Origin of the sequence: Sphingobacterium zeae (assembly GCF_030818895.1) — a bacterium.
Classification (GTDB): Bacteria; Bacteroidota; Bacteroidia; order Sphingobacteriales; family Sphingobacteriaceae; genus Sphingobacterium; species Sphingobacterium zeae.
This window is the reverse complement of record NZ_JAUTBA010000001.1, coordinates 2,580,104-2,599,674: the sequence shown is the minus strand read 5'-3', so window position 1 is coordinate 2,599,674 and position 19,571 is coordinate 2,580,104. Positions and strand designations below refer to the sequence as shown.

Below are 19,571 nucleotides of genomic sequence, written 5' to 3'. Positions count from 1 at the left end.
AAGGCTACTTTTTTAGGGTTTACGGTCAGCCATCAACAACGTGGATGGCGTAGCGGAAAGCCAATGTACTTTCTTATTGATCATCTTGTTCCAGCTGGGCAAGCTGATCAACATGAGGTCTTGCTCCTGCCAGGTATCACTGTCTAACCCTTTTTCAGTTATTGTCAGATGATTTGGTACAAGTTGTTCCAATTGCCGAAGTTTCTCTTTAAAACCCGCATTGGTTCTCAAGACTTGATTTGCGTCCCAAACAATAACTTGAGCATCTGAATGATGGATAAAGCGCTGTATCATTTCGTAGAGAAATTCATCATTCTCCAAGACAATAGGAACGGTCACTCGCCTTGCTTTCACAAAGTTTTTGTCAATCAAAACGCCCACCATGGCACTCACTTTAGCATTGATCTGTTGATTTCTGTCAAATGTTGTAAAGGGTGATTCGGCATTTGTAACTGTATGGAATAACTTCTCGGGGTTTATAATTCGCGTCGTAAAGTCTAAAAACCTTCCCAATAAACTACCCTCATAAATAGATTCGCTTACACCCAAGAGGAGCAGATCATGATCGCCTTCATTGGACGTCTGAACAATTCCACTATCAATATCACTCGAAATCTTAAATACGGTCTTAATCGGTTGATCAAGTTGCTGAGCAACCTGCTTTATTTCACGAAAACTATCTAACTCTTGGGTTTCAACTTCATAGTGATGTAACTCATTGGAAGGTTCAATATGCAGCGCCGTAATTTCAGCATTTTTTTTTGATTTCAATGTTATAGCATTAGCAAGATATAAAAGTGAAATCCCAGTATTACTTTTTGCAAAAGACAATAGAATCTTAAATTTTGATTTATCCTGCAGATCTTCCCGCATGAGCGTTTTTCGGGGTCTATAAAGAAAATTGATCAGATCTAAGGATGGTCCTGTCATAAACGTGGTTACTAAGGCCATAACGACCATCATCGAAAATAATTCTGCACTTAACACACCAAGATCATATCCAATATTGAGTACAATAAGCTCCATCAGACCCCGCGTGTTCATTAATGCACCAATACTTAAGCTATCTTTCCAACTTTGACCGACAAAACGTGCGGCTAATGTACTCCCCATAAATTTACCAATCACCGCTACCAAAATAATACCAACGGTGATCATCCACAAATTAGGGTCATTAAGCAAACCGATCTGTGTGCGCAGCCCTGTATAGACGAAGAATAATGGTAATAGCAACAAGGTCGCTACATCTTCGATTTTTTCAATAAATGCTGTTCGAAATCGACTTCCTTCAGGCATAATGGCGCCCGCCATAAATGCGCCAAAAAGTGCGTGGATACCGATCACTTCGGTCGCATAAGAAGATAACAACAACACGATAAAGAAAATCGCTACAACAGGTTTACTTAAAGCCTCTTTACTTCCCTTCACCTCTCCTACGCGCTTTAAAAATGGTCTAATGATTTTGATCATAACGAACAAATAACCAATAGCCAAGCCGATTGTATACAAGGCACTGGCAAAATCACCTGCCTTTACAATGGCAATTACCACAGCCAGAATACACCAAGCTGTAATATCATCTGCCGCAGCGCAGGTAATCGCCATTGCACCTAACTTACTTTTCTGCAAACCCCGCTCTTGTATAATTCGAGCAAGAACAGGAAATGCGGTGATACTCATTGAAATACCAATAAACAAGCTATAGGATAAAAACTCTACATTTTTCGGCGGATGGAACAGATATAAAAAATAAGCCAATGAGATGCCCAAGGTAAATGGAATCACAATACTAGCATGAGAAATGACCACAGCGTCGTGCGCTTTATTCCGTAGCACATTCAAATCTAACTCCATACCAATGATAAACATAAATAAGATCAGTCCGATTTGACTTAAAAACTGTAAATTACTCAGCGATTCTATTGGAAATAGCATATGTGAGAATGCTGGGAAATAAATACCTAATAACGAAGGTCCCAATATAATCCCTGCGAGCATCTCGCCTATAACGACGGGCTGTTTAATCTTAATACAAATCCAGCCCATGATACGCGCCGCGATAATAATCGTTACAATTTGAGCCAACAATATCGCCAATGGATGCTGCAGACTATCGCATAACGTGGTTATAAAATCCTTCCAAGCGCCATTATTTGTTTTTTCTCCCCGAAGAAGTTCGGGAGATTCTAGCTGTGTTCCCATACGAATAACCCAATACATTACAGCGAGTAATGTACCGATCAAAACCACATAGAAAATCGTGTTTCTATATTTTCTCATCTTCCATAGCAATTAAATAAACATCCTTATAACAGCATACCAAATCCCGGCTGATAGGCACCAAACACGGTACTTTTTAGATGCGGTCACAACAAAAATATAATTCTCGGAGAGTTTTAATGCTTTTCGCTAACGCAGTTTAAGAAAATATGTAATGAAACAACGGAATTTTGTAATCAGCTGAATTTCTCGAAAAACATTCTCTTGTACGATTCGCCTAAATTGAAAAGAATGGGCATAGCTTGTGGATCCAGCAGGTTGCTTGTAATTTCATCCGCAGAGAAAAATTTAACGATCTTGGCCGCAATCAGCTCTTTTTTATTAATGCGTATAAAGTCCTGAACAGGCAAAATCTCCAGCAACTTATCAAAACTTATATTTTTCAATAAAATGATCGAACCATCTGCCAAATAGACTTTTTTATCGCGGCTGTCCACCTCAGCGATCTGAACATAGTTGATCTGGTCGAAATACAAGATCGTTTTTCCTTTATTGGTATTGAACTGTCCAAAAGATACTATTTCGGGCTGATTGTCGATTATTTGCGCTACCTTCATAATAGCTTGCTGAAGACGTTGCAATGATATTGGTTTACGCATGTAATCTACTGCGTTGATATCGTATGCATCACTCGCATATTGTTTATATGCGGTAGAAAAAACAATTGGAAAGTCTTTCAGCTCCCTAGCGACATCAAATCCATTGAACCCTGGCATTTCAATATCCAGAATACAAAAATCAAAACTTAACGTACCATATTCTCTCAATAGTATAGCCGGATCATTAAAAGTTTTGACTACCTCCAAACCAGGAATTTGCTCACAGAGCATTTTTAAGAATCTCAAACTTGGTATTTCATCATCCAAAAGAATACATTTTAGGTTTCTTTCACTCCGCATATAATTTGATTTGAAGGTGGGCATTATACACATCATTTTCTACAAATCTGCGCAGCTGATGCCTACTTGGATAATACAACATCAGGCGCTCCTCCAAAGTTTTGCTACCAATTCCACTTTTTGACTTTTGCAAAGGGGAGCGTTTTGATATTCTATTGCTCACCATAAGGTCCAGCCAACCATTCCTAAATATTAATACGATGGAAATAAATGAATCAGAACCGTGAAAATCAGCATGCTTAAACGCATTTTCAATTAAATCAACAGACACCAAAGGAATCAACGACGGTGTATTCAACATCGAACTATTTACCTCATCAATGTCAAACCTAACACGTATATCAAATAACGGGCTCAGTTTCACTTTGTTAATCTCAATGAGATTGCGCGCAAATTCAATCTCGGCTTTAGGAGAAACGAGTTCATCTTCGCTCTCATACAATACATAATCCAATACCATGGCCAATTTGTCCATGGTATAATAGGTCTGATAAGCATGAGAGAGCATTCCGTTCAACGAATTTTTTAGCAAATGAGGATTTAACTGTGCGCGGTGAAAATGCTCGATTTTTTGGTTATCCATGCGATTAAAAAGCTCCTTTTGGCGCGTGTTCTCTAGCAGCAACTTCCTATATTTCTTTCTCAAAACAAAATATAAGAGCCATAGTACTACAACAATAGCGAGCAGTGATAAGATGATGATATAAGAGATTTCAATAGTCATTATTAATCCAAACTTACCAAAATTTCAGTACCCATAAAAATAGTGTATTAAAAAAGTCATGTATTCAAGTATCGAAACACAGCCCTTTTATTCTCATATTTATTACAAAAATTAACAGCTTCATTACAATTTAATCATTTTAAACCATTAATTTAACATTATTATGCGTATATTGATACTATCGTAATTAGCCGATCAAATGATTGTCTATACTATTTTGGTTAAACACGCCTGATTTTTTATCGGGCCTAATATGGAACACTATGGAAAAGCTCATTTTCGAAACTAATGCTCAACATCCCAGTCTTGTAGACAAAATCAAAGACGCTATTGAAAAATTGAATGGCATCCACGAATGGAAAATCGACTTGGATTCTATTTATAATCTATTAACCATAGAAGGTATCCGACTCAACCCTACGGAAATCGAATCAGAACTAGCCCTTCACGGAGTCGAGGCAAACCGCTTATATGAAGAGTAGAATCAATCTATGCTGTCGCCAATAGAACAATTCTCTTGAAAGCTATGAATGATCAACAATAGGATAAATGAATAGAGCTTCTTCCAGGTAAGTACAATAATCTGATCTGGAAGAAGAATTAAGTTCTTCTGATTATCATGGCAGATGCGCCACCGCCACCATTACAGATTGCCGCAAGCCCCAATGAGCCTCCCTCTTGTCTTAAAATACTATTTAATGTAACCACGATTCTTGCTCCCGAACAACCTAATGGATGACCTAAAGAGACAGCTCCTCCATACACGTTGACTTTGTCCATTGGCAAATCCAAAATTTGTGCATTTACCAAAGCCACAACGGAAAAAGCTTCATTAAATTCAAAGTAATCAATATCTTGGCGTGTCAATCCAGCTTTTTTCAGCACTTTCTCGGTAGCCACGCTTGGAGCCGTTGTAAACCATTCTGGAGCCTGTTCCGCATCAGCATAAGCGACAATTTCTGCAATTGGATGAAGTCCAAGTTCTTCCATTTTTTCGCCAGACACCAAAAGGACAGCCGCCGCTCCGTCACTGATGGTTGATGCGTTTGCTGCAGTTACAGTCCCCTCCTTTTTGAAGGCTGGTTTAAGTTCGGGTATTTTATCAAAATTGACCTGGGAAAATTCTTCGTCCTCCGAAACTACCGTGTCCCCTTTACGACCTTGTATTGTTACAGATTGAACCTCCTTTAAAAACTTATCTTTCTGCCAGGCATCGAGACTGCGTTTATAAGAGCGGATGGCATAACTATCCTGCTCTTCACGACTTATGTGATATTTTTCGGCACATAGCTCGGCGAAGCAGCCCATAGCTTCATTTGAATAGGCGTCACTCAAGCCGTCACGCTGTAAACCATCACTCAGACGCTGCGTACCAAACTTAGCACCCCAACGCATGGAATTAGCATAATAAGGCACTCTACTCATACTCTCCATCCCGCCCGCAATTATAATATCGGCGTCGCCTAAAAAAATAGCCTGCGCAGCAGCGGCTATTGCCTTCATACCGCTCGCACATACCTTATTAATGGTTGTTGCAACCGTATGATCCGAAAGACCAGCAAACTTCGCCACCTGCCTCGCCGGCGCTTGCCCCAAGTCTGCTTGCAAAACTGAACCCATTATGATTTCCTCAACCAAATCGCTAGCAACGCCGGCTTCTTTAACAACAGAACGAACAGCGTGAGCTGCAAGCTCTGGTGCCGATAGGGTCGATAATGCACCACCAAAACTTCCAATCGGCGTACGTTTCGCAGCAACGATAAATACTCTTTTTGACATCTTATAAAAGTTTATAATTGTTTTGCTAAAATCAGATGGCTTTCCTGATGATAAGCAGGCCACCTTCCTGATGTTTAAAGATAAAAAATTTAACAGATACAGCACAACAACTCCGTTTTATTTTTACACATCAAAACAGAATAAATAGCAAAAAAACATTTGAAAAACTTCCCTACTTAAACTATTGAACGAAAAATAAAGAATAAATATTTGTAAAAAGCCAAAGCTTTTCATTAAATTAGTATAGCTAATATCCCGAAAGAACAGATACGTAAACACGCTCGTATTTCAGAAATAACCAATAAGGAAAATAAACGATTATGCAGACAGTCAGGTTCACAGCCGAACATCATATTTTTCGCGATACACTTCGCGCATTTATTCAAAAAGAAATTACACCTTACATCGACGACTGGGAAAATAGAGGTGAAATAGATCGGAATATTTGGCAAAAAATGGGTGATATGGGGCTTATGGGACTAAACGTGCCAGAAGCTTACGGTGGTGTAGACCTGGATTTCTATTATTCCTTAATCCTTTGTGAAGAATTATCCGCTTGCTTTTCTGGAGGATTTACCATTTCTGCACTTGTTATTCAGTTTATGTCCGCTCCATATTTACTCAAATATGGTTCAGAAGATCTAAAAGCGCATTATCTTCAGCCCGTTATTGCAGGTGATATGGTGAGTGCTGTGGCTATAACAGAACCCGGAGCCGGTTCTGATGTAAAGCAAATCAAGACAACAGCCGTACGCGATGGAGATTTTTACATTGTCAACGGGTCTAAAACTTTTATCACGAATGGGTATTGTGGTGATTTCTTTATTACGGCTGTCAAGACATCTCCTAAACAGGGTACAAAAGGTATCAGCTTGCTACTTATCGACCGAAATGCAACTGGCGTTTCGTCAAGCAAAATCAAAAAACTTGGCTGGCATGCCTCTGATACAGCTGAATTAGCATTTAACAACGTTCGTGTCCCTATTTCGCACCTCATTGGTAAAGAAGGAGAAGGATTCCGCTACTTAATGGATGGACTCCAATTGGAACGACTAACTGCAGCTATCCATAGTCTTGCTACGGCAGAGTCTGCATTTCAGTATACACTTGACTATGTTGCACAACGTGAAGCCTTTGGGAAGAAAATTCAGGAATTTCAAACTATCCGGCATCGCCTCGCGCAGATGAAAGCGAATATAGCTACGACGAAGGCTTTTATTTACCATTGTTGTGACCTGCAAAATCAGCAGGAATATGCCGTCCAGGAATGCTCGATAGCTAAACTACAAGCGAGTGAGCTTGCGCTGAGTGTTGTAAATCAATGTCTTCAATTATTTGGTGGCTATGGATTTACAGAAGATTATAAAATCGCCCGGTTATATCGCGATGTGCGTGTAGGAACTATTATTGGCGGCACATCAGAAATCATGCTCGAAATCATCGCCAAAATGACGATAGATCATGTAACCTATCCATCCAAAAGTTCGAATCAATCGTCGAAGTAACGCAACACCTATTGTCACGTATTATGCAGGAGAAAAAATCTTATCTTACACATCCCCTCTTTTGGGTAGAACAGGATGATCATTTTATCATTACAATAACCCCTATCTCAACGATAGCCGAGCAGCTGGACATTGTAGGTTATCTCACGCAATTTGTTGATCTGGTCACGCTTGTTCTCGAAACCAAAGAAATCAAAGGGGTGGTGTATACTTGTCCTATTCCAGATGAAAAAATTGACTATATTCAGTTATTTGAGCAATTTTCAATGAACCGTGCAACTTCATCGGACTTATTCAAGCTTCTTTCAAAGGTATTGCGCTGGAAGACGTTTCATATACCGATTGTTTCCATCTTTACCGGTAATTGTTCAGCTATAGCATTAGCAACTATGCTATGGTCTAGCTATCGAATCGCACCAAGAAAAATAGCATTAGGATTCCCGGAAGCTAAATACGGGCTATTTACAGCTTTTGGTACAACCGTCTATTTACCACCATTGATTGGCGCCGACGATGCACTCCGCTTGCTGACCCAAAACAAACTCTTAAGTAGTGAGGAAGCTCATCAAATGGGATTGGTGGACGAATTAACGTATCGCTCGGATGACTGCTTATCATTAGCCAAAACCTCAATCCGCCATAGACCTGAGTGTTTGGATAAGCAAGGGAGTCGGCATACCGACGAAATAACAGCCGATGCAGTTTTCAATATTCAAAAAAAGGCACATGGCTTATATCCCGGCATAAATGCTGTCATTGAGTTATTAACAGCAAACTCTTCATCCAGCCCTCTTGAAATCGCCGCGAAGGAAGCAACGCTGTACGTGGAAGTCTTCAATCTCCCCGAGACACTAAGTATGGTCCGCACACTCCATTATGGCGTAAAATCAGCCAAATCATCCACGAAGATCACACATATTAACGACTACGACCTAAAAAAGATTGGCATATTGGGTGCCGGTATGATGGGATCTGGTATAGCTTTTGAAGCTGCACGAGCGGGAATTGAGGTGATTTTAAAAGATGTTACACTCGACCATGCTGAACGGGGCAAAGGCTATTCCAATCGGATTTGCGAAAAACTATTCGCTTTCGGTGGCATCACGTCCTCACAACAACAACAATTACTTGCTCGTATCAAACCTACCGATCAAGTGGCAGATCTTGATGGATCTGATTGTGTTATCGAAGCGGTATTTGAAGATTTCCATCTTAAAGCACAAGTAACACAAGAAAGTTTACCCTATTTGCACCAAGATGGTTTCTTCGCCACAAATACCACATCATTGCCCATTACGGAGCTTGCAAAAGCATCCAACAATCCCGAGAATTTTATAGGTATGCATTTCTTCTCTCCGGTAGATCGCATGCCCCTTGTCGAAATCATCTGCGGTAAGCAAACGGCGCAAAAAACGTTGGAAAAAGCACTTACTACAGCTTTGTGCCTCAATAAAGTGCCAATAGTCGTACATGATGGCCCTGGCTTCTTCACCTCACGCGTTTTCTTCAACTATTTACTCGAAGGGATTACCATGGTTCTAGAGGGTATCTCACCGGAGTTGATTGAAAAAGAAGCGGCGGCAGCAGGATTTGCAGTGGGGCCCTTGGCAGTATTGGATGAAATTTCATTGGAACTGATGTTACATGTTTATGATCAATTACCGCGGCTGCACGCCAGCCAAAAGCGTGCATATAACTACCTGCGAATGCTAGTCGACCAGGGAAGAAAAGGAAAAAAATGGGGAGCAGGATTTTACGATTACACAAATGAAAACAAAAACAAAACGATTTGGAATAATCCCAAAATTGCATCTCCAAAGGAAAATGTAAAGCCTGCGACGATCCATAAGCGTTTGTTGCATGTCATGGCATTGGATAGTTATCGATGCCTCGAAGAAGGCATACTCGATCAACCCATCGACGGTGACATCGGCGCTATTTTAGGCGTAGGTTATGCCTCTTATACCGGTGGGGTATTTAGCCACATCGACCGCACAACGCTTCCGCTTTTCGTGGCCGAATGTCAGGTATTTCAGCCCCTTGGCGATCAATGGGACATCCCCGAATCTTTAAAAAAGCTGGCGGATAAGAATTTTAGATTTTACCATGGTTTCGAGTCAAACTGGCCCTGATATCAAAACACCCAGGGGTACAGCATACCGATTACGATCTTAAAATAGCATATTCGATTTAGTGATGTAGCGCGGTGATAAAAAATAAAAGTAGGGTAACATTTAACGCCACCCTACTTCACTAGCATTGGCGGACAAATAAATCCATGAGATGCGAGACATCCTGCTCAAGGAAAGTATCGTAGTCCAGAGTTGCAGCAAGAATGGTTTGCTGTTGCTTTTCCGAAAATACACGAGCAAGATTTGTTTTGTATTTTTCAATTAACTTAGGAATACCTTCTGCCCTACGTCTGGGATGACCTATCGGGTATTCAACCACTAATTCAGGCAATATTGTACCGTCAATCAGTTCAATTGTCAACCCATTTGATATTGCACGTTTATGAGGATCGTGATAGTCGGCAGTGAACCGCGCGTCTTCAACGCAGGAAATTTTATCGCGGAGCGTATCGACTCTTGGATCAGAAGCGATATGATTTTCATAGTCGTCAGCTGTCAACCGGCCAAAAATCAACGGAATTGCCACCATGTATTGAATACAATGATCTCGATCTGCTGGATTGTGCAAAGGCCCCTTTTTATCAATAATACGAATAGCGGCTTCATGCGTGCGGATGGTTACTCGAGCGATATCCGTACTGCTCTTTCCAAATTCCTTCAGTTGCTGATAAAGTTGCATAGCAGCTTCAGCTGCAGTCTGCGCATGAAATTCGGCAGGAAATGAGATTTTAAAAAGAATATTTTCCATTACATAAGATCCATATTCCCGTTGAAATTTAAATGGATTCCCTCGAAAAGATACATCATAAAATCCCCACGTTGGCGCAGTCAAAACAGAGGGGTAGCCCATTTCTCCAGTTTTTGCGATTAATGCGAGCCGAACAGCACGCGAAGTAGCATCTCCGGCAGCCCAGGATTTTCGGCTACCTGTATTTGGTGCGTGTCGATACGTGCGTAATGCTTGCCCGTCAACAAAAGCCAACGAAACCGCATTGAGAAGCTCTTCTCTTGTTAGACCAAGAAGCTTACCTACAACAGCTGTTGAAGCCACCTTCACCAAAATAACATGGTCTATCCCCACCTTATTAAAAGAGTTTTCAAGTGCTAAAACACCTTGTATCTCATGAGCCATAATCATTGCTTCCAGCACGGCTTTAGTCTTCAACGGCTTTTGACCGATAGCTATATTGCTTCGACTCAACCAATCTGCCACGGCCAAAATACCACCCAGATTATCTGATGGATGTCCCCACTCTGCAGCGAGCCAGGTATCATTAAAATCTAGCCATCGAATAATTGTGCCGATATTGAATGCCGCCTGTATGGGATCTAACTGAAAATTTGTACCTGGTACCCGTGCGCCGTTTGGCACAATGGTACCGGCAACAACAGGCCCTAAGAGTTTGGTACAGGCGGGATATGTTAATGCTTCCAAGCCGCAACCGACTGTATCAAGAAAACAATAAAAAGCTGTATTCCAAGCGACTTGCCCTCCAATTTGATCGTTTAGGACATAGTCCACAATGTCCACTAAAACCTGATCTGGCTGTGGTCTTTCATTTGATATTGCTGAACCCATTCGTGTATTTTGTATAAGACTGTGGTTTTACTTATTGATTAAAATCCGCTCTTACGCTTAATTTTCCTAATAGCTACATGCTAGCTAGAGGTTTGACCTCCTGCCCCCAGCACTCTTTACCGTTCAGAAATAGGCACAAAAGCTCTATTGTCAGGACCCGTGTAATGTGCACTTGGCCGGATAATTTTTCCATCCTGACGCTGTTCGAAAACATGCGCAGACCATCCGGTAATACGTGAGAGAACAAATAAAGGAGTAAACATCTCTGTCGGAATGCCCATGATATGATAGGACACTGCCGAGTACCAATCTAGATTAGGGAACATTTTCTTTTCTTCCCACATTACCTTTTCCAATCGTTCTGCGATCAGGTAGAGGGTCATGTTTCCAGCTTCCTCCGACAGCTCCTTTGCTACTTGTTTTATCACTTCATTTCTCGGGTCCGAGATTGTATATACGGGATGACCAAACCCAATAATAACTTCCTTATTAGCCAATCGTCTCCGGATATCCACTTCCGCCTCATCAGCATTTGCATAACGGCTCTGTATTTCGAAAGCTACCTCATTGGCCCCGCCATGCTTAGGCCCGCGTAACGCACCGATCGCACCGGCTATACAGGAATACATATCAGATCCGGTCCCAGCAATGACGCGCGCTGTAAATGTGGATGCATTAAACTCATGTTCTGCATATAAATTGAGTGAAATTTGCATGGCTCTTACCCAAGACGCAGCGGGTACCTTTCCATGTAGCAGATGCAGAAAATGGCCGCCTAAAGTTGCATCAGCTGTCTCAACTTCAATTTCACGCCCATGCTGGCTAAAATGGTACCAGTACAGCAGTGCTGAAGCCATTGACGACATCAAACGAGTCGCAATATCCCGAGCCCCAGCAATCGGATGGCTTTCTTTTTCGGGTGAAACACTTCCAAAAAATGATACATAAGTTCGCAAGACGTCCATGGCATGAGCAGTAGATGGCAATTGCTTTAGTACGTGCTGAACAGTAATCGGCAACCCACGCTGACTTAAGATCTGACTTTGATAACTGGTTAATTGCGCCTGAGTTGGTAAACTTCCATAAACAAGCAAGTAGGCCACCTCCTCAAAACTGGCTTGATGCGCCAACTCCAAGATATCATACCCCCTATAGTGCAAATCATTACCGCTTTTCCCGACAGTACTCAAAGCGGTATTACCTGCCGGCACACCAGAGAGTGCTACACTTTTTTTAGGCTTAAAACCTGTACCGTTTGTCTCTTCCATCTGATAAAATTATTTATTAAACAATTGATCCAATCGATTTTCATAGGCATAATAATCGATACTTCTGTATAACTCCTCTCTTGTCTGCATGTGGTCCACGATATTAGCCTGTCCGCCATCTTGCCGAATGTGACGATAAACCTCCGTGGCCGCTTTGTTGGCTGCACGGAAGGCAGAAAGTGGATACAGAACAATAGAAACGTCCGCCTGACGCAGTTCATCCAGATTAAACAACGGTGTCTGTCCAAATTCCGTGATATTCGCCAGAATAGGGAGTCCAGTTGCTGCACTAAATCGAACGTATTGGTCCAAATGGTATACTGCTTCAGCAAAAATAAAGTCTGCTCCAGCCTCTTTATATGCAACAGCGCGTTCCAGAGCCAATTCAATACCCTCCGAAGCGAGTGCATCCGTACGCGCACCAATGACAAAATGATCATCCGTTCGCGCATCCACTGCTGCTTTTAGGCGGTCGACCATTTCAACGCAAGAGACTAGCTCCTTACCCGGTCGGTGTCCACAACGTTTAGCTCCTACCTGATCTTCCATATGTACTGCTGCTGCACCCACCTTAATTAACGATTTTATCGTTCGGGCAACATTAAAGGCCGACGGACCAAAGCCGGTATCAATATCCACCATCAAAGGGAGATGACATACATTTGTAATGCGATCTACATCAATCAAAACATCGTGAAGTGTGGTAATTCCAAGGTCTGGAATTCCTAATGAACCGGCAGCAACACCACCACCAGAAAGATAAATTGCATTAAAACCCGCCTGCTCAGCCAAAAGTGCATGATTAGCATTAATGGCCCCAACAATTTGCAACGGTTTTTCGTTCTTGATCGCTTCCCTAAAGAGGAAACCTGGGGATTTTATCATAATATAGAATTTGAAATTCCAAGCCGTGCAATCGCCTTTAGCTACAGGCAACAGCGACTATTTAAGTTTATCTAGTCTGAACACTCCTCTTTAGAGCGTTATTCTTAAAGATACACATTACCACACCAATAAAACAAATTATTTTCTAAACGCAAGGTTATTTACAGAAGAAAATACGGCTATAAACAAAAAACACTTCACCTAATTCAAGAAGCCCTGAACATCAGGTTCAAGGCTTCTATTTAAATCCAAATGACCGCATGGATTCATGGCTTTGTCTATAAATGCGATCTCGTATCCATCACGTGTACACTGATACCAGTAGGCACATGCGTTGCCCTGACTGCTGAACTGACCTTATTGACATGTTGGCCTCCTGCTCCGCTGCTACGCATGGCCTGAAAATAGACATCTTTCAGATGCATGACTTCTTCCTTTGCTACAGGAGAATCGAGTTTTACTTCCACAAACCAATTTTTGCTTTTATGCAACAATCGTCCCAGATCATTCCCCCTCAGCCGGAAGGTCGACGAACAAGGAAGTCCATCAATTTCTTCTGTTGCTAATCCTTCGACTATTACCCCACTTTACTAGCTTCAAAAGAAATGCGGTTAGCAACTAATTTAACCGCCAAATTACATTCCTTAGTACCTCGTACTGAGGTTACTTGCACGTACTTTTCCTCCATCATATTATTTATCCTTACGAACGATCTTCGGACTGAATGTACCGAGAACACAAACCAGTTCTGCCTGTAATTTCATGACCCGATGAATATCTTTGTAAGCGCGCGGTGATTCATCCAACGCCCCGCCAATTAAATGTACCCCGTGGGCCTCCAGGTCTTTTAGCATCGCGCTTTTTGTCAGACTGTTTTTACAGGCTGACCTCGACATTACGCGCCCAGCTCCATGTGATGCAGACTGTAAACTTAGTGGGTTTCCTTTCCCCTCCACAATAAATCCTGGCGCTGTCATCGACCCGGGGATTATCGCAGACGCAGCTCAACAGGCTTAACGAGTCCTTCAGAGACTTTGCCCCATGTATTATGACCCATAAACCGCTCAGGAACTTCTAAAAGCTCCGTAAGTTCAAGAAGAATAGTTGTTTTCTCTTCTTTCTTACGATACCTTGTGATCAGTGAATCTATCAGGATACGCTTACATCTCGAAGAATATCTTATATCTTACAAAAAGCACGAAAAATGCTTTCGGCAAATCCATTTACCTCAAAAGCTTGCTGTGTTATCTTTCTAGCGACCAACATATCTTCGTATTTAAAGTGTTAATAGAATACTATGGAGTGAAAATATAAGTAAGTTTAGCTAATAAGAAAACTTCAAATATTTAATCTACGTTAAATGGAAGAGGATCTTTTAACACAAATTTAAAATCTAATGCGTTCTCGCCCCTTATCACACGAAAATGCATTTCCTTACCCTCTTCCGTTTTAAAAAGATTATGAATAGACTCCAAAGAAAATGAAGATGCGGGACGACCACTGATCCTAATGACTTTATCATCGGGGAGTAGTCCTGCGATTGCCGCAGGTGACCCCTCGCGCACCGTTGCAATCTTATACATATTTCGAAGTACAAAGCGATATTGCACGCTATTTCCCATTCTCACCTCTGTACCACCATCTTTTTGAAGGACAACAGGGATTTCTTCTCTCTCGTATTGAATACCATCATGTATAATTTCAAGACCACTCATATTTAAATAATAAAAGCGATCAAAATCCTTATTCTTCCGAAGATAGATTGCTTTGTTTGGATAGTCTAAGATGACCTTAAATCGACGCAACAATTCGTTACCAAGTGAACCTATTCTTTCACTTACAAATGTCGCATGTTGTAAAGAGCTCAACTCAGGATAGGCGACAAGTGGGTAATTCATTGTGAACGGACCAAGCTCGAGCGACCGTATTCGATTTCTCTTCCCGTAAATCTCGCCATTAAAGCCTTGCCCTATATAATCGTCGATAAACGGAGGTTTAATATCGAAATTGTTTAACTTCGACGGAATGAGCATCAAAGCATCGCTATTTCCCATATCGATCAATACCCGGCCATCGATCACTGCATTATCCTGTCTAAAAGCAACTGAAATATAGGGGCGGCTATTTACAATATCCAATGGTAGACATTGCATTTTCTCCAGCGTCTTGGGCCGATTTGTCTGAGGAAATAATGTGATGCGATGTTTTTGGAAATCAATTTCTATCATGTGGTTTTCAAAAAAACGACTTCCCATAATGCCATTTACCTCTATTCCTATGCGAGTAGAGATATCAATATGAGCATTTTTTAGAATGTATATTGGATGGCTCAAATCTTGATATACACCCGCTATATCGACATGGTTATTAATTGATAGATAGCCATCCAGCCCCTCTTCACGACCTAAACCCTGAAATTTGTTGACAAAAACTGCGGTGTCGATTGATTTTAATGTCTCGCCAAAAATCATGGTTTCCTTTACGCCTGTATCCAAGAGAAAGTTCATCGGATAACCATTCACTAAAACAGGAATGATGACCAAGTTATGTACAAAGAGGAAAGAAAATTTAGCCTTCTTTTTTCCATTCAACACAAAGCCTACTTGCCCCTGAGAGAGGAGAAAGCAGAACAATCCCAGCGATAGAAAAAACACCTTCATTCAAGTTTACATTTGGTATTTCCAATTTAAACAACAAAATTCATATAAAAAAAAGATTTCTAAAAGACGAAAAACTGCCTGAGCATTTTTCTTTTTTGGTCACTTTTTTACCAAAACGACATTTTGATTTATCGCAGCGCATGCATTTAATTCCTTTCGGACGAGATTCTATCGTATACCTGTTCTAATGTGGATGCAGAAAACTAAAAAAAACTAGCTTGAAGAGAATAAAACCAGATCCCATAATCCCTGCTAGCTTTGAGCTATTTAAAATTCACTAAGATAAACAATAAAATGAATACAACCTAATACCAACAGGGACCAAAAAACACTAATTGATTTATATATGGACAGTAATCAGTCACTGCTTATTCAATGGCCACTGAGCAAGCACTGAACAATCACTGAACAAGCACTGAATAAGCAGTGACGTAACCATTAAAATGGTTGCCATTTGATCCCCTTCAGATGTAGCTGAAAATTAAAAGAAAAAAAAGCTAGGGAATTTGTGATCTGTAACAAAAAAGGGATCATATTCGCATGATCATTTATTGGGATTATCCCCAAACTTTCAGTACGATCCGGGATGATTTATTGAAAAAAAACCTCTAAAACAAAAAAGCCTCTTTACTAAAATAAAGAGGCTTTGCGTACCCGGAGCCGAAATACTATTGATCTTGATATATAGACAGTTACAGTGTTTGTCTACAGATTGTCTACAAATTTTAGAAAAGTTATCACTTAATTTCAGATTCAACTGGGGGCGTTAGATTTCTTTTCATTACATAATGCAGGACATTTTGCCCAGATGTAGTCAGCGCATAAGCATTAACAAATTCCCAACCTTGAGAAGACATATAATTTAAAGCATCAATAACGCTATCAAATTCGAGTTTTTTACCGTTGTCATCTTTTAAAGATCTTTTATCTTTCCAGAAAGACCACTCCTGCCCGAAGTCAACAGCAATATTAACTTTAGTACTCAAAAGTTTAGAACTAGCTAATACCATACAATATTCCTCTTTAGCAATAGTTTTACTAAGCTCTTGAGTTTTTTCCTGTGACACTCCTAGTTTAGATATGCAACATAGCGCCGCAACAAATAATAATTTTTTCATTTTTTTAGAATAAAATATGGTTTTACCAAGTTTCAGTTTCTGATTTTGTCTTTGAAGGAATAGCTTCTATATCTCTACCAAGGCTTGATAAAAATGTATTGCTTTGATCTAATACCCGATCAACAGCATCTGCCCCGGATTCCATTGCTTGCCTAGAGTTCCCTTTATATTTTAAAGCAGTTTTGCGACTTTCATCATTTGCTAATTTTAAAGATTCAGGTGTAAAAGAAACTAGCGGGGTCTTTAGTGATATATCTTTTATAATATATCTATACTTCGAATCTTTAATTTGAAAATCAATTGTAAAGTGTACTGTGTAATTAACAGGGATTGATCCATATTTGGTTTCCGAAACTTCATTAATTGAATTATTACCCTTTATTATAATTCGATCCACTTCGTCAAGCTGGATTACATTCCTAGCGCTTTTAAAATAATCAGCAACCCAAGCTTTAAGAGACGACCGAATTTCTGATTGAGGCTTCCCCTCCCATTCTACAACTTTCCATTCCTGAGCGAATAACCTACTGCCAATTAGCATAAAGGCCAATAATATGATTCTTTTCATAATAAAAAATTTAAGGGTTTGCTACTTTTTCAAGTAGAGTCATATATTTTTTAGTTAATATATCTTTTTCATCAAGCAGTTCGAAGTACATTGATTTCCAGTCTTTATCGCCTACGTTTGATTTATTATCTAATGTACTTGGAACCAACTTAAATGGCTCTCCTACTCCTATCATTAACCAATTTGCATCAACTTCAGGGAAATTTTTAAGAATGCTTGTCAACATGTTTAAAGAAGGAGAAGGATACTTATTTGATGATATATCTGGATGAAATAAACGATTAACCAATTGTCTAGTCAATCCCACTTTCTCTGCGAATGAGGATACATTTCCTTGCGTATAATGATTTATTAAAAAATTAATCCTCTCGTTTATAGGGCTTTGCATTAAAAAAATAAAAATATGTAATATATTATTTGACACTTGTCATAATATATGATACATTTGTTGTGTAATAAAATTTATAATACATAGCGAGAACTAGAATTGGACCTCTCATTCTCGCTATTATTTACTCACTTTCTTTGTCATACATTTTATGTACCACTTAAAAAGTATGACAAAGGTATAATAAAATTTATCAATGTCAAATAAAACAACACAATCACAAATCAAATTAGAGCCCGAAGAGGTGCTATTCTTGTACAAAAATTGCAATGCCAGTATCAAGTCTGTGGTATTTGAACGTTTAAAAAAGCAGGGACACAATTACACTAAGCTTCTGATAACTAAAGAAGTTTCCAAGCTTAAACGTGAATATAATCCTATTATCATTGCAGAGATTCGCGCAGTTCTAAAGGAAAATTTAGATCTAGAATTCAACCCAAAAAATAATTAATTTTTTTTGCGATGTTGTCTCATATCTACTACGAAAAGGATCAGATCCTGGTCGTACAGTATCCAAGTCACTTAAGGATGCCATCAAAAAGATTGACAAATGTACCCGCGTTATCAGTCCAAACTGTTCTGCAGATTCAAACTTTGAAATACATGCAGGACAAGTTGACAAAATTTGTCAACCAACGGGAGAAAGCTTTCATCATTCGGAAATGCTATGGTAAAAAAGAAGTGTTCACCATACAGATGATCCGAGCAATGCTCAAGGCTAATCACGAATGCCGGTTGCCCAAGTTTGTCAAAGCGGTAACGGATAAGCAGAATGCATTGTTTTTCCTTCAGCCGTCCAAGCAATCGACCTGTTATGAATATTTTATAGGAACCATTTATCCAATTATTCGCTGGTGTGCGGAAGCATCTACCCAGTATTATCAAATCCCATTTCATAGGAAACCCGTGTCAAGGTAAGGCAGGCTAAAGTACCTCGTTCTTTTCGCCTCTATTCCTCCCATTTAGCCGGGAGGGTTCTGAACTATTGACTAAAAAAAATTACAACAATGGAAACACCAATCGTATATATCGCAGGGCCAGTAAGTGGTCAGCCTGATTTAAATAGACAAGCATTTTATGCTGCACAAGAAGAGCTCAACGCTTTAGGTTTTGATGTTCGCAATCCACATGAGTTTTGTATCGGGATTAAATCCTCAGATCCGTCTGATCCAAAGTTCTACAAAAAGGGCTTTCAAGTATTGACAGAGTGTACCGACATCCTGCTTCTGGATGGATGGGCTTACTCCAATGGGGCGCAAGTAGAACGCGATGCAGCAGTCCTTTTTAAGCTCGGCATTTTCGAGTCAATTGATGATCTGAAGTTGAAATATTCAAACGAACTGTAAAGATGGCCACACTACTTATCATCGCATCAATGGCACTTAACGTAGCATTAACTGCCATTATTATGATATTCCGAAAAGGTAATCAGAGAAAGCACACTCAATTTGCCTGTAAAGAATCTAAGAGAAATATCCAGGGTAGATTGATGGTTCCTTATTCTGATCTCAATAGTAAATCTCTTACCCTTATATCTTCAGCTGAGCTATCTCAAGGCCGAAGCACTATGCCTAAAGTAGTTACTGATCAGGTAGTAGGTTGTGTCACCGAAGCTATTAAGGAAGAATTAGAATCAAAACCTGAATCTATCAATATACAAGTTGCTAGAGATAGCAATTTCAAAAGAGTTGTTGTTGATTTTGATTTTGACCTGATCCTAAAAAGCGAGGCAAATGTACGGCCGAATCTGAATAAACCACGAATCATTAACACTCACTTTTAAAAA

Annotated in this window: 19 protein-coding genes and 1 pseudogene; 7 read left to right on the top strand and 13 right to left on the bottom strand. The window is 40.1% G+C overall.

Annotated elements, in window-relative coordinates; all coding sequences use genetic code 11:
• Nucleotides 1–12: 12 nt before the first annotated feature.
• From QE382_RS10825 to QE382_RS10815, 3 genes are all read right to left on the bottom strand, one after another.
• On the bottom strand, nucleotides 13–2,280 hold the full coding sequence (locus tag QE382_RS10825) for a cation:proton antiporter domain-containing protein (RefSeq protein ID WP_307185895.1): 2,268 nt from the start codon (nucleotides 2,278–2,280) through the stop codon (nucleotides 13–15).
• A 176-nt stretch (nucleotides 2,281–2,456) separates the two neighbouring features.
• Complete coding sequence (locus QE382_RS10820) at nucleotides 2,457–3,179, bottom strand: LytR/AlgR family response regulator transcription factor (protein WP_294185069.1); 723 nt, start codon at nucleotides 3,177–3,179, stop codon at nucleotides 2,457–2,459.
• The gene (locus QE382_RS10815) at nucleotides 3,169–3,903 is read right to left on the bottom strand and encodes a histidine kinase (RefSeq protein ID WP_307185894.1); all 735 of its coding nucleotides are present in this window, start codon (nucleotides 3,901–3,903) and stop codon (nucleotides 3,169–3,171) included. The genes QE382_RS10820 and QE382_RS10815 overlap by 11 nt, the downstream gene beginning before the upstream one ends.
• Before the next feature lie 263 nt (nucleotides 3,904–4,166).
• On the opposite strand from QE382_RS10815, the gene QE382_RS10810 reads away from it, so the two are divergent.
• On the top strand, nucleotides 4,167–4,385 hold the full coding sequence (locus QE382_RS10810) for a hypothetical protein (protein WP_209574336.1): 219 nt from the start codon (nucleotides 4,167–4,169) through the stop codon (nucleotides 4,383–4,385).
• A 118-nt stretch (nucleotides 4,386–4,503) separates the two neighbouring features.
• On the opposite strand, the gene QE382_RS10805 is transcribed toward QE382_RS10810, so the two are convergent.
• Nucleotides 4,504–5,682 carry a thiolase family protein gene (locus tag QE382_RS10805; protein WP_307185893.1) on the bottom strand — a complete coding sequence of 393 codons (1,179 nt, stop codon included), beginning with the start codon at nucleotides 5,680–5,682 and terminating at the stop codon, nucleotides 4,504–4,506.
• Nucleotides 5,683–6,002: 320 nt separating this feature from the next.
• On the opposite strand from QE382_RS10805, the gene QE382_RS10800 reads away from it, so the two are divergent.
• Both QE382_RS10800 and QE382_RS10795 read left to right on the top strand, forming a co-directional pair.
• The gene (locus tag QE382_RS10800; protein ID WP_307185892.1) at nucleotides 6,003–7,187 is read left to right on the top strand and encodes an acyl-CoA dehydrogenase family protein; all 1,185 of its coding nucleotides are present in this window, start codon (nucleotides 6,003–6,005) and stop codon (nucleotides 7,185–7,187) included.
• 23 nt (nucleotides 7,188–7,210) lie between these two features.
• Nucleotides 7,211–9,319: a 3-hydroxyacyl-CoA dehydrogenase NAD-binding domain-containing protein gene (locus QE382_RS10795; protein WP_307185891.1), complete on the top strand. Its 2,109-nt coding sequence runs from the start codon at nucleotides 7,211–7,213 to the stop codon at nucleotides 9,317–9,319.
• A gap of 121 nt (nucleotides 9,320–9,440) precedes the next feature.
• Here the strand turns inward: QE382_RS10795 and QE382_RS10790 are convergent, their stop codons facing one another.
• From QE382_RS10790 to QE382_RS10750, 9 genes and pseudogenes are all read right to left on the bottom strand, one after another.
• Complete coding sequence (locus QE382_RS10790; protein ID WP_294347190.1) at nucleotides 9,441–10,898, bottom strand: bifunctional 2-methylcitrate dehydratase/aconitate hydratase; 1,458 nt, start codon at nucleotides 10,896–10,898, stop codon at nucleotides 9,441–9,443.
• Between the two features lie 116 nt (nucleotides 10,899–11,014).
• Nucleotides 11,015–12,166, bottom strand: coding sequence for a bifunctional 2-methylcitrate synthase/citrate synthase (gene prpC, locus QE382_RS10785; protein WP_307185890.1), 1,152 nt, complete (start codon nucleotides 12,164–12,166; stop codon nucleotides 11,015–11,017).
• Nucleotides 12,167–12,175: 9 nt separating this feature from the next.
• On the bottom strand, nucleotides 12,176–13,051 hold the full coding sequence (prpB, locus tag QE382_RS10780; protein WP_307185889.1) for a methylisocitrate lyase: 876 nt from the start codon (nucleotides 13,049–13,051) through the stop codon (nucleotides 12,176–12,178).
• A 287-nt stretch (nucleotides 13,052–13,338) separates the two neighbouring features.
• Nucleotides 13,339–13,485: pseudogene (locus QE382_RS10775) on the bottom strand (peptide chain release factor family protein); the annotation flags it as partial.
• Between the two features lie 258 nt (nucleotides 13,486–13,743).
• On the bottom strand, nucleotides 13,744–14,040 hold the full coding sequence (locus QE382_RS10770; RefSeq protein ID WP_307188021.1) for an RtcB family protein: 297 nt from the start codon (nucleotides 14,038–14,040) through the stop codon (nucleotides 13,744–13,746).
• A 357-nt stretch (nucleotides 14,041–14,397) separates the two neighbouring features.
• On the bottom strand, nucleotides 14,398–15,711 hold the full coding sequence (locus QE382_RS10765) for a PDZ domain-containing protein (protein WP_307185887.1): 1,314 nt from the start codon (nucleotides 15,709–15,711) through the stop codon (nucleotides 14,398–14,400).
• A gap of 737 nt (nucleotides 15,712–16,448) precedes the next feature.
• Complete coding sequence (locus tag QE382_RS10760; RefSeq protein ID WP_307185886.1) at nucleotides 16,449–16,829, bottom strand: hypothetical protein; 381 nt, start codon at nucleotides 16,827–16,829, stop codon at nucleotides 16,449–16,451.
• A 22-nt stretch (nucleotides 16,830–16,851) separates the two neighbouring features.
• The gene (locus QE382_RS10755; RefSeq protein ID WP_307185885.1) at nucleotides 16,852–17,397 is read right to left on the bottom strand and encodes a DUF4468 domain-containing protein; all 546 of its coding nucleotides are present in this window, start codon (nucleotides 17,395–17,397) and stop codon (nucleotides 16,852–16,854) included.
• Between the two features lie 10 nt (nucleotides 17,398–17,407).
• Complete coding sequence (locus QE382_RS10750) at nucleotides 17,408–17,821, bottom strand: hypothetical protein (RefSeq protein WP_307185884.1); 414 nt, start codon at nucleotides 17,819–17,821, stop codon at nucleotides 17,408–17,410.
• Between the two features lie 160 nt (nucleotides 17,822–17,981).
• On the opposite strand from QE382_RS10750, the gene QE382_RS10745 reads away from it, so the two are divergent.
• The 4 genes from QE382_RS10745 to QE382_RS10730 all read left to right on the top strand — a co-directional run bounded on the left by QE382_RS10745 (nucleotide 17,982) and on the right by QE382_RS10730 (nucleotide 19,568).
• The gene (locus QE382_RS10745; RefSeq protein ID WP_307185883.1) at nucleotides 17,982–18,236 is read left to right on the top strand and encodes a hypothetical protein; all 255 of its coding nucleotides are present in this window, start codon (nucleotides 17,982–17,984) and stop codon (nucleotides 18,234–18,236) included.
• A gap of 11 nt (nucleotides 18,237–18,247) precedes the next feature.
• A complete protein-coding gene (locus tag QE382_RS10740) occupies nucleotides 18,248–18,703 on the top strand; it encodes a hypothetical protein (protein WP_307185882.1) in 456 nt (151 codons plus the stop codon).
• 89 nt (nucleotides 18,704–18,792) lie between these two features.
• Entirely contained in the window at nucleotides 18,793–19,131 is a 339-nt protein-coding gene (locus tag QE382_RS10735) for a DUF4406 domain-containing protein (protein WP_307185881.1), read from the top strand.
• A 2-nt stretch (nucleotides 19,132–19,133) separates the two neighbouring features.
• Nucleotides 19,134–19,568 carry a hypothetical protein gene (locus tag QE382_RS10730; RefSeq protein WP_307185880.1) on the top strand — a complete coding sequence of 145 codons (435 nt, stop codon included), beginning with the start codon at nucleotides 19,134–19,136 and terminating at the stop codon, nucleotides 19,566–19,568.
• Nucleotides 19,569–19,571 lie beyond the last annotated feature (3 nt).

Bases quoted from the DNA above. Each gene is read 5' to 3' on its own strand.
- QE382_RS10795 (WP_307185891.1), top strand. From the start codon at position 7,211: ATGCAGGAGAAAAAATCTTATCTTACACATCCCCTCTTTTGGGTAGAA.
- QE382_RS10730 (WP_307185880.1), top strand. From the start codon at position 19,134: ATGGCCACACTACTTATCATCGCATCAATGGCACTTAACGTAGCATTA.
- QE382_RS10765 (WP_307185887.1), bottom strand. From the start codon at position 15,711: ATGAAGGTGTTTTTTCTATCGCTGGGATTGTTCTGCTTTCTCCTCTCT.
- prpC (WP_307185890.1), bottom strand. From the start codon at position 12,166: ATGGAAGAGACAAACGGTACAGGTTTTAAGCCTAAAAAAAGTGTAGCA.
- QE382_RS10825 (WP_307185895.1), bottom strand. From the start codon at position 2,280: ATGAGAAAATATAGAAACACGATTTTCTATGTGGTTTTGATCGGTACA.
- QE382_RS10820 (WP_294185069.1), bottom strand. From the start codon at position 3,179: ATGCGGAGTGAAAGAAACCTAAAATGTATTCTTTTGGATGATGAAATA.
- prpB (WP_307185889.1), bottom strand. From the start codon at position 13,051: ATGATAAAATCCCCAGGTTTCCTCTTTAGGGAAGCGATCAAGAACGAA.
- QE382_RS10755 (WP_307185885.1), bottom strand. From the start codon at position 17,397: ATGAAAAGAATCATATTATTGGCCTTTATGCTAATTGGCAGTAGGTTA.
- QE382_RS10805 (WP_307185893.1), bottom strand. From the start codon at position 5,682: ATGTCAAAAAGAGTATTTATCGTTGCTGCGAAACGTACGCCGATTGGA.
- QE382_RS10740 (WP_307185882.1), top strand. From the start codon at position 18,248: ATGTTGTCTCATATCTACTACGAAAAGGATCAGATCCTGGTCGTACAG.
- QE382_RS10790 (WP_294347190.1), bottom strand. From the start codon at position 10,898: ATGGGTTCAGCAATATCAAATGAAAGACCACAGCCAGATCAGGTTTTA.
- QE382_RS10815 (WP_307185894.1), bottom strand. From the start codon at position 3,903: ATGACTATTGAAATCTCTTATATCATCATCTTATCACTGCTCGCTATT.
- QE382_RS10760 (WP_307185886.1), bottom strand. From the start codon at position 16,829: ATGAAAAAATTATTATTTGTTGCGGCGCTATGTTGCATATCTAAACTA.
- QE382_RS10810 (WP_209574336.1), top strand. From the start codon at position 4,167: ATGGAAAAGCTCATTTTCGAAACTAATGCTCAACATCCCAGTCTTGTA.
- QE382_RS10800 (WP_307185892.1), top strand. From the start codon at position 6,003: ATGCAGACAGTCAGGTTCACAGCCGAACATCATATTTTTCGCGATACA.
- QE382_RS10745 (WP_307185883.1), top strand. From the start codon at position 17,982: ATGTCAAATAAAACAACACAATCACAAATCAAATTAGAGCCCGAAGAG.
- QE382_RS10735 (WP_307185881.1), top strand. From the start codon at position 18,793: ATGGAAACACCAATCGTATATATCGCAGGGCCAGTAAGTGGTCAGCCT.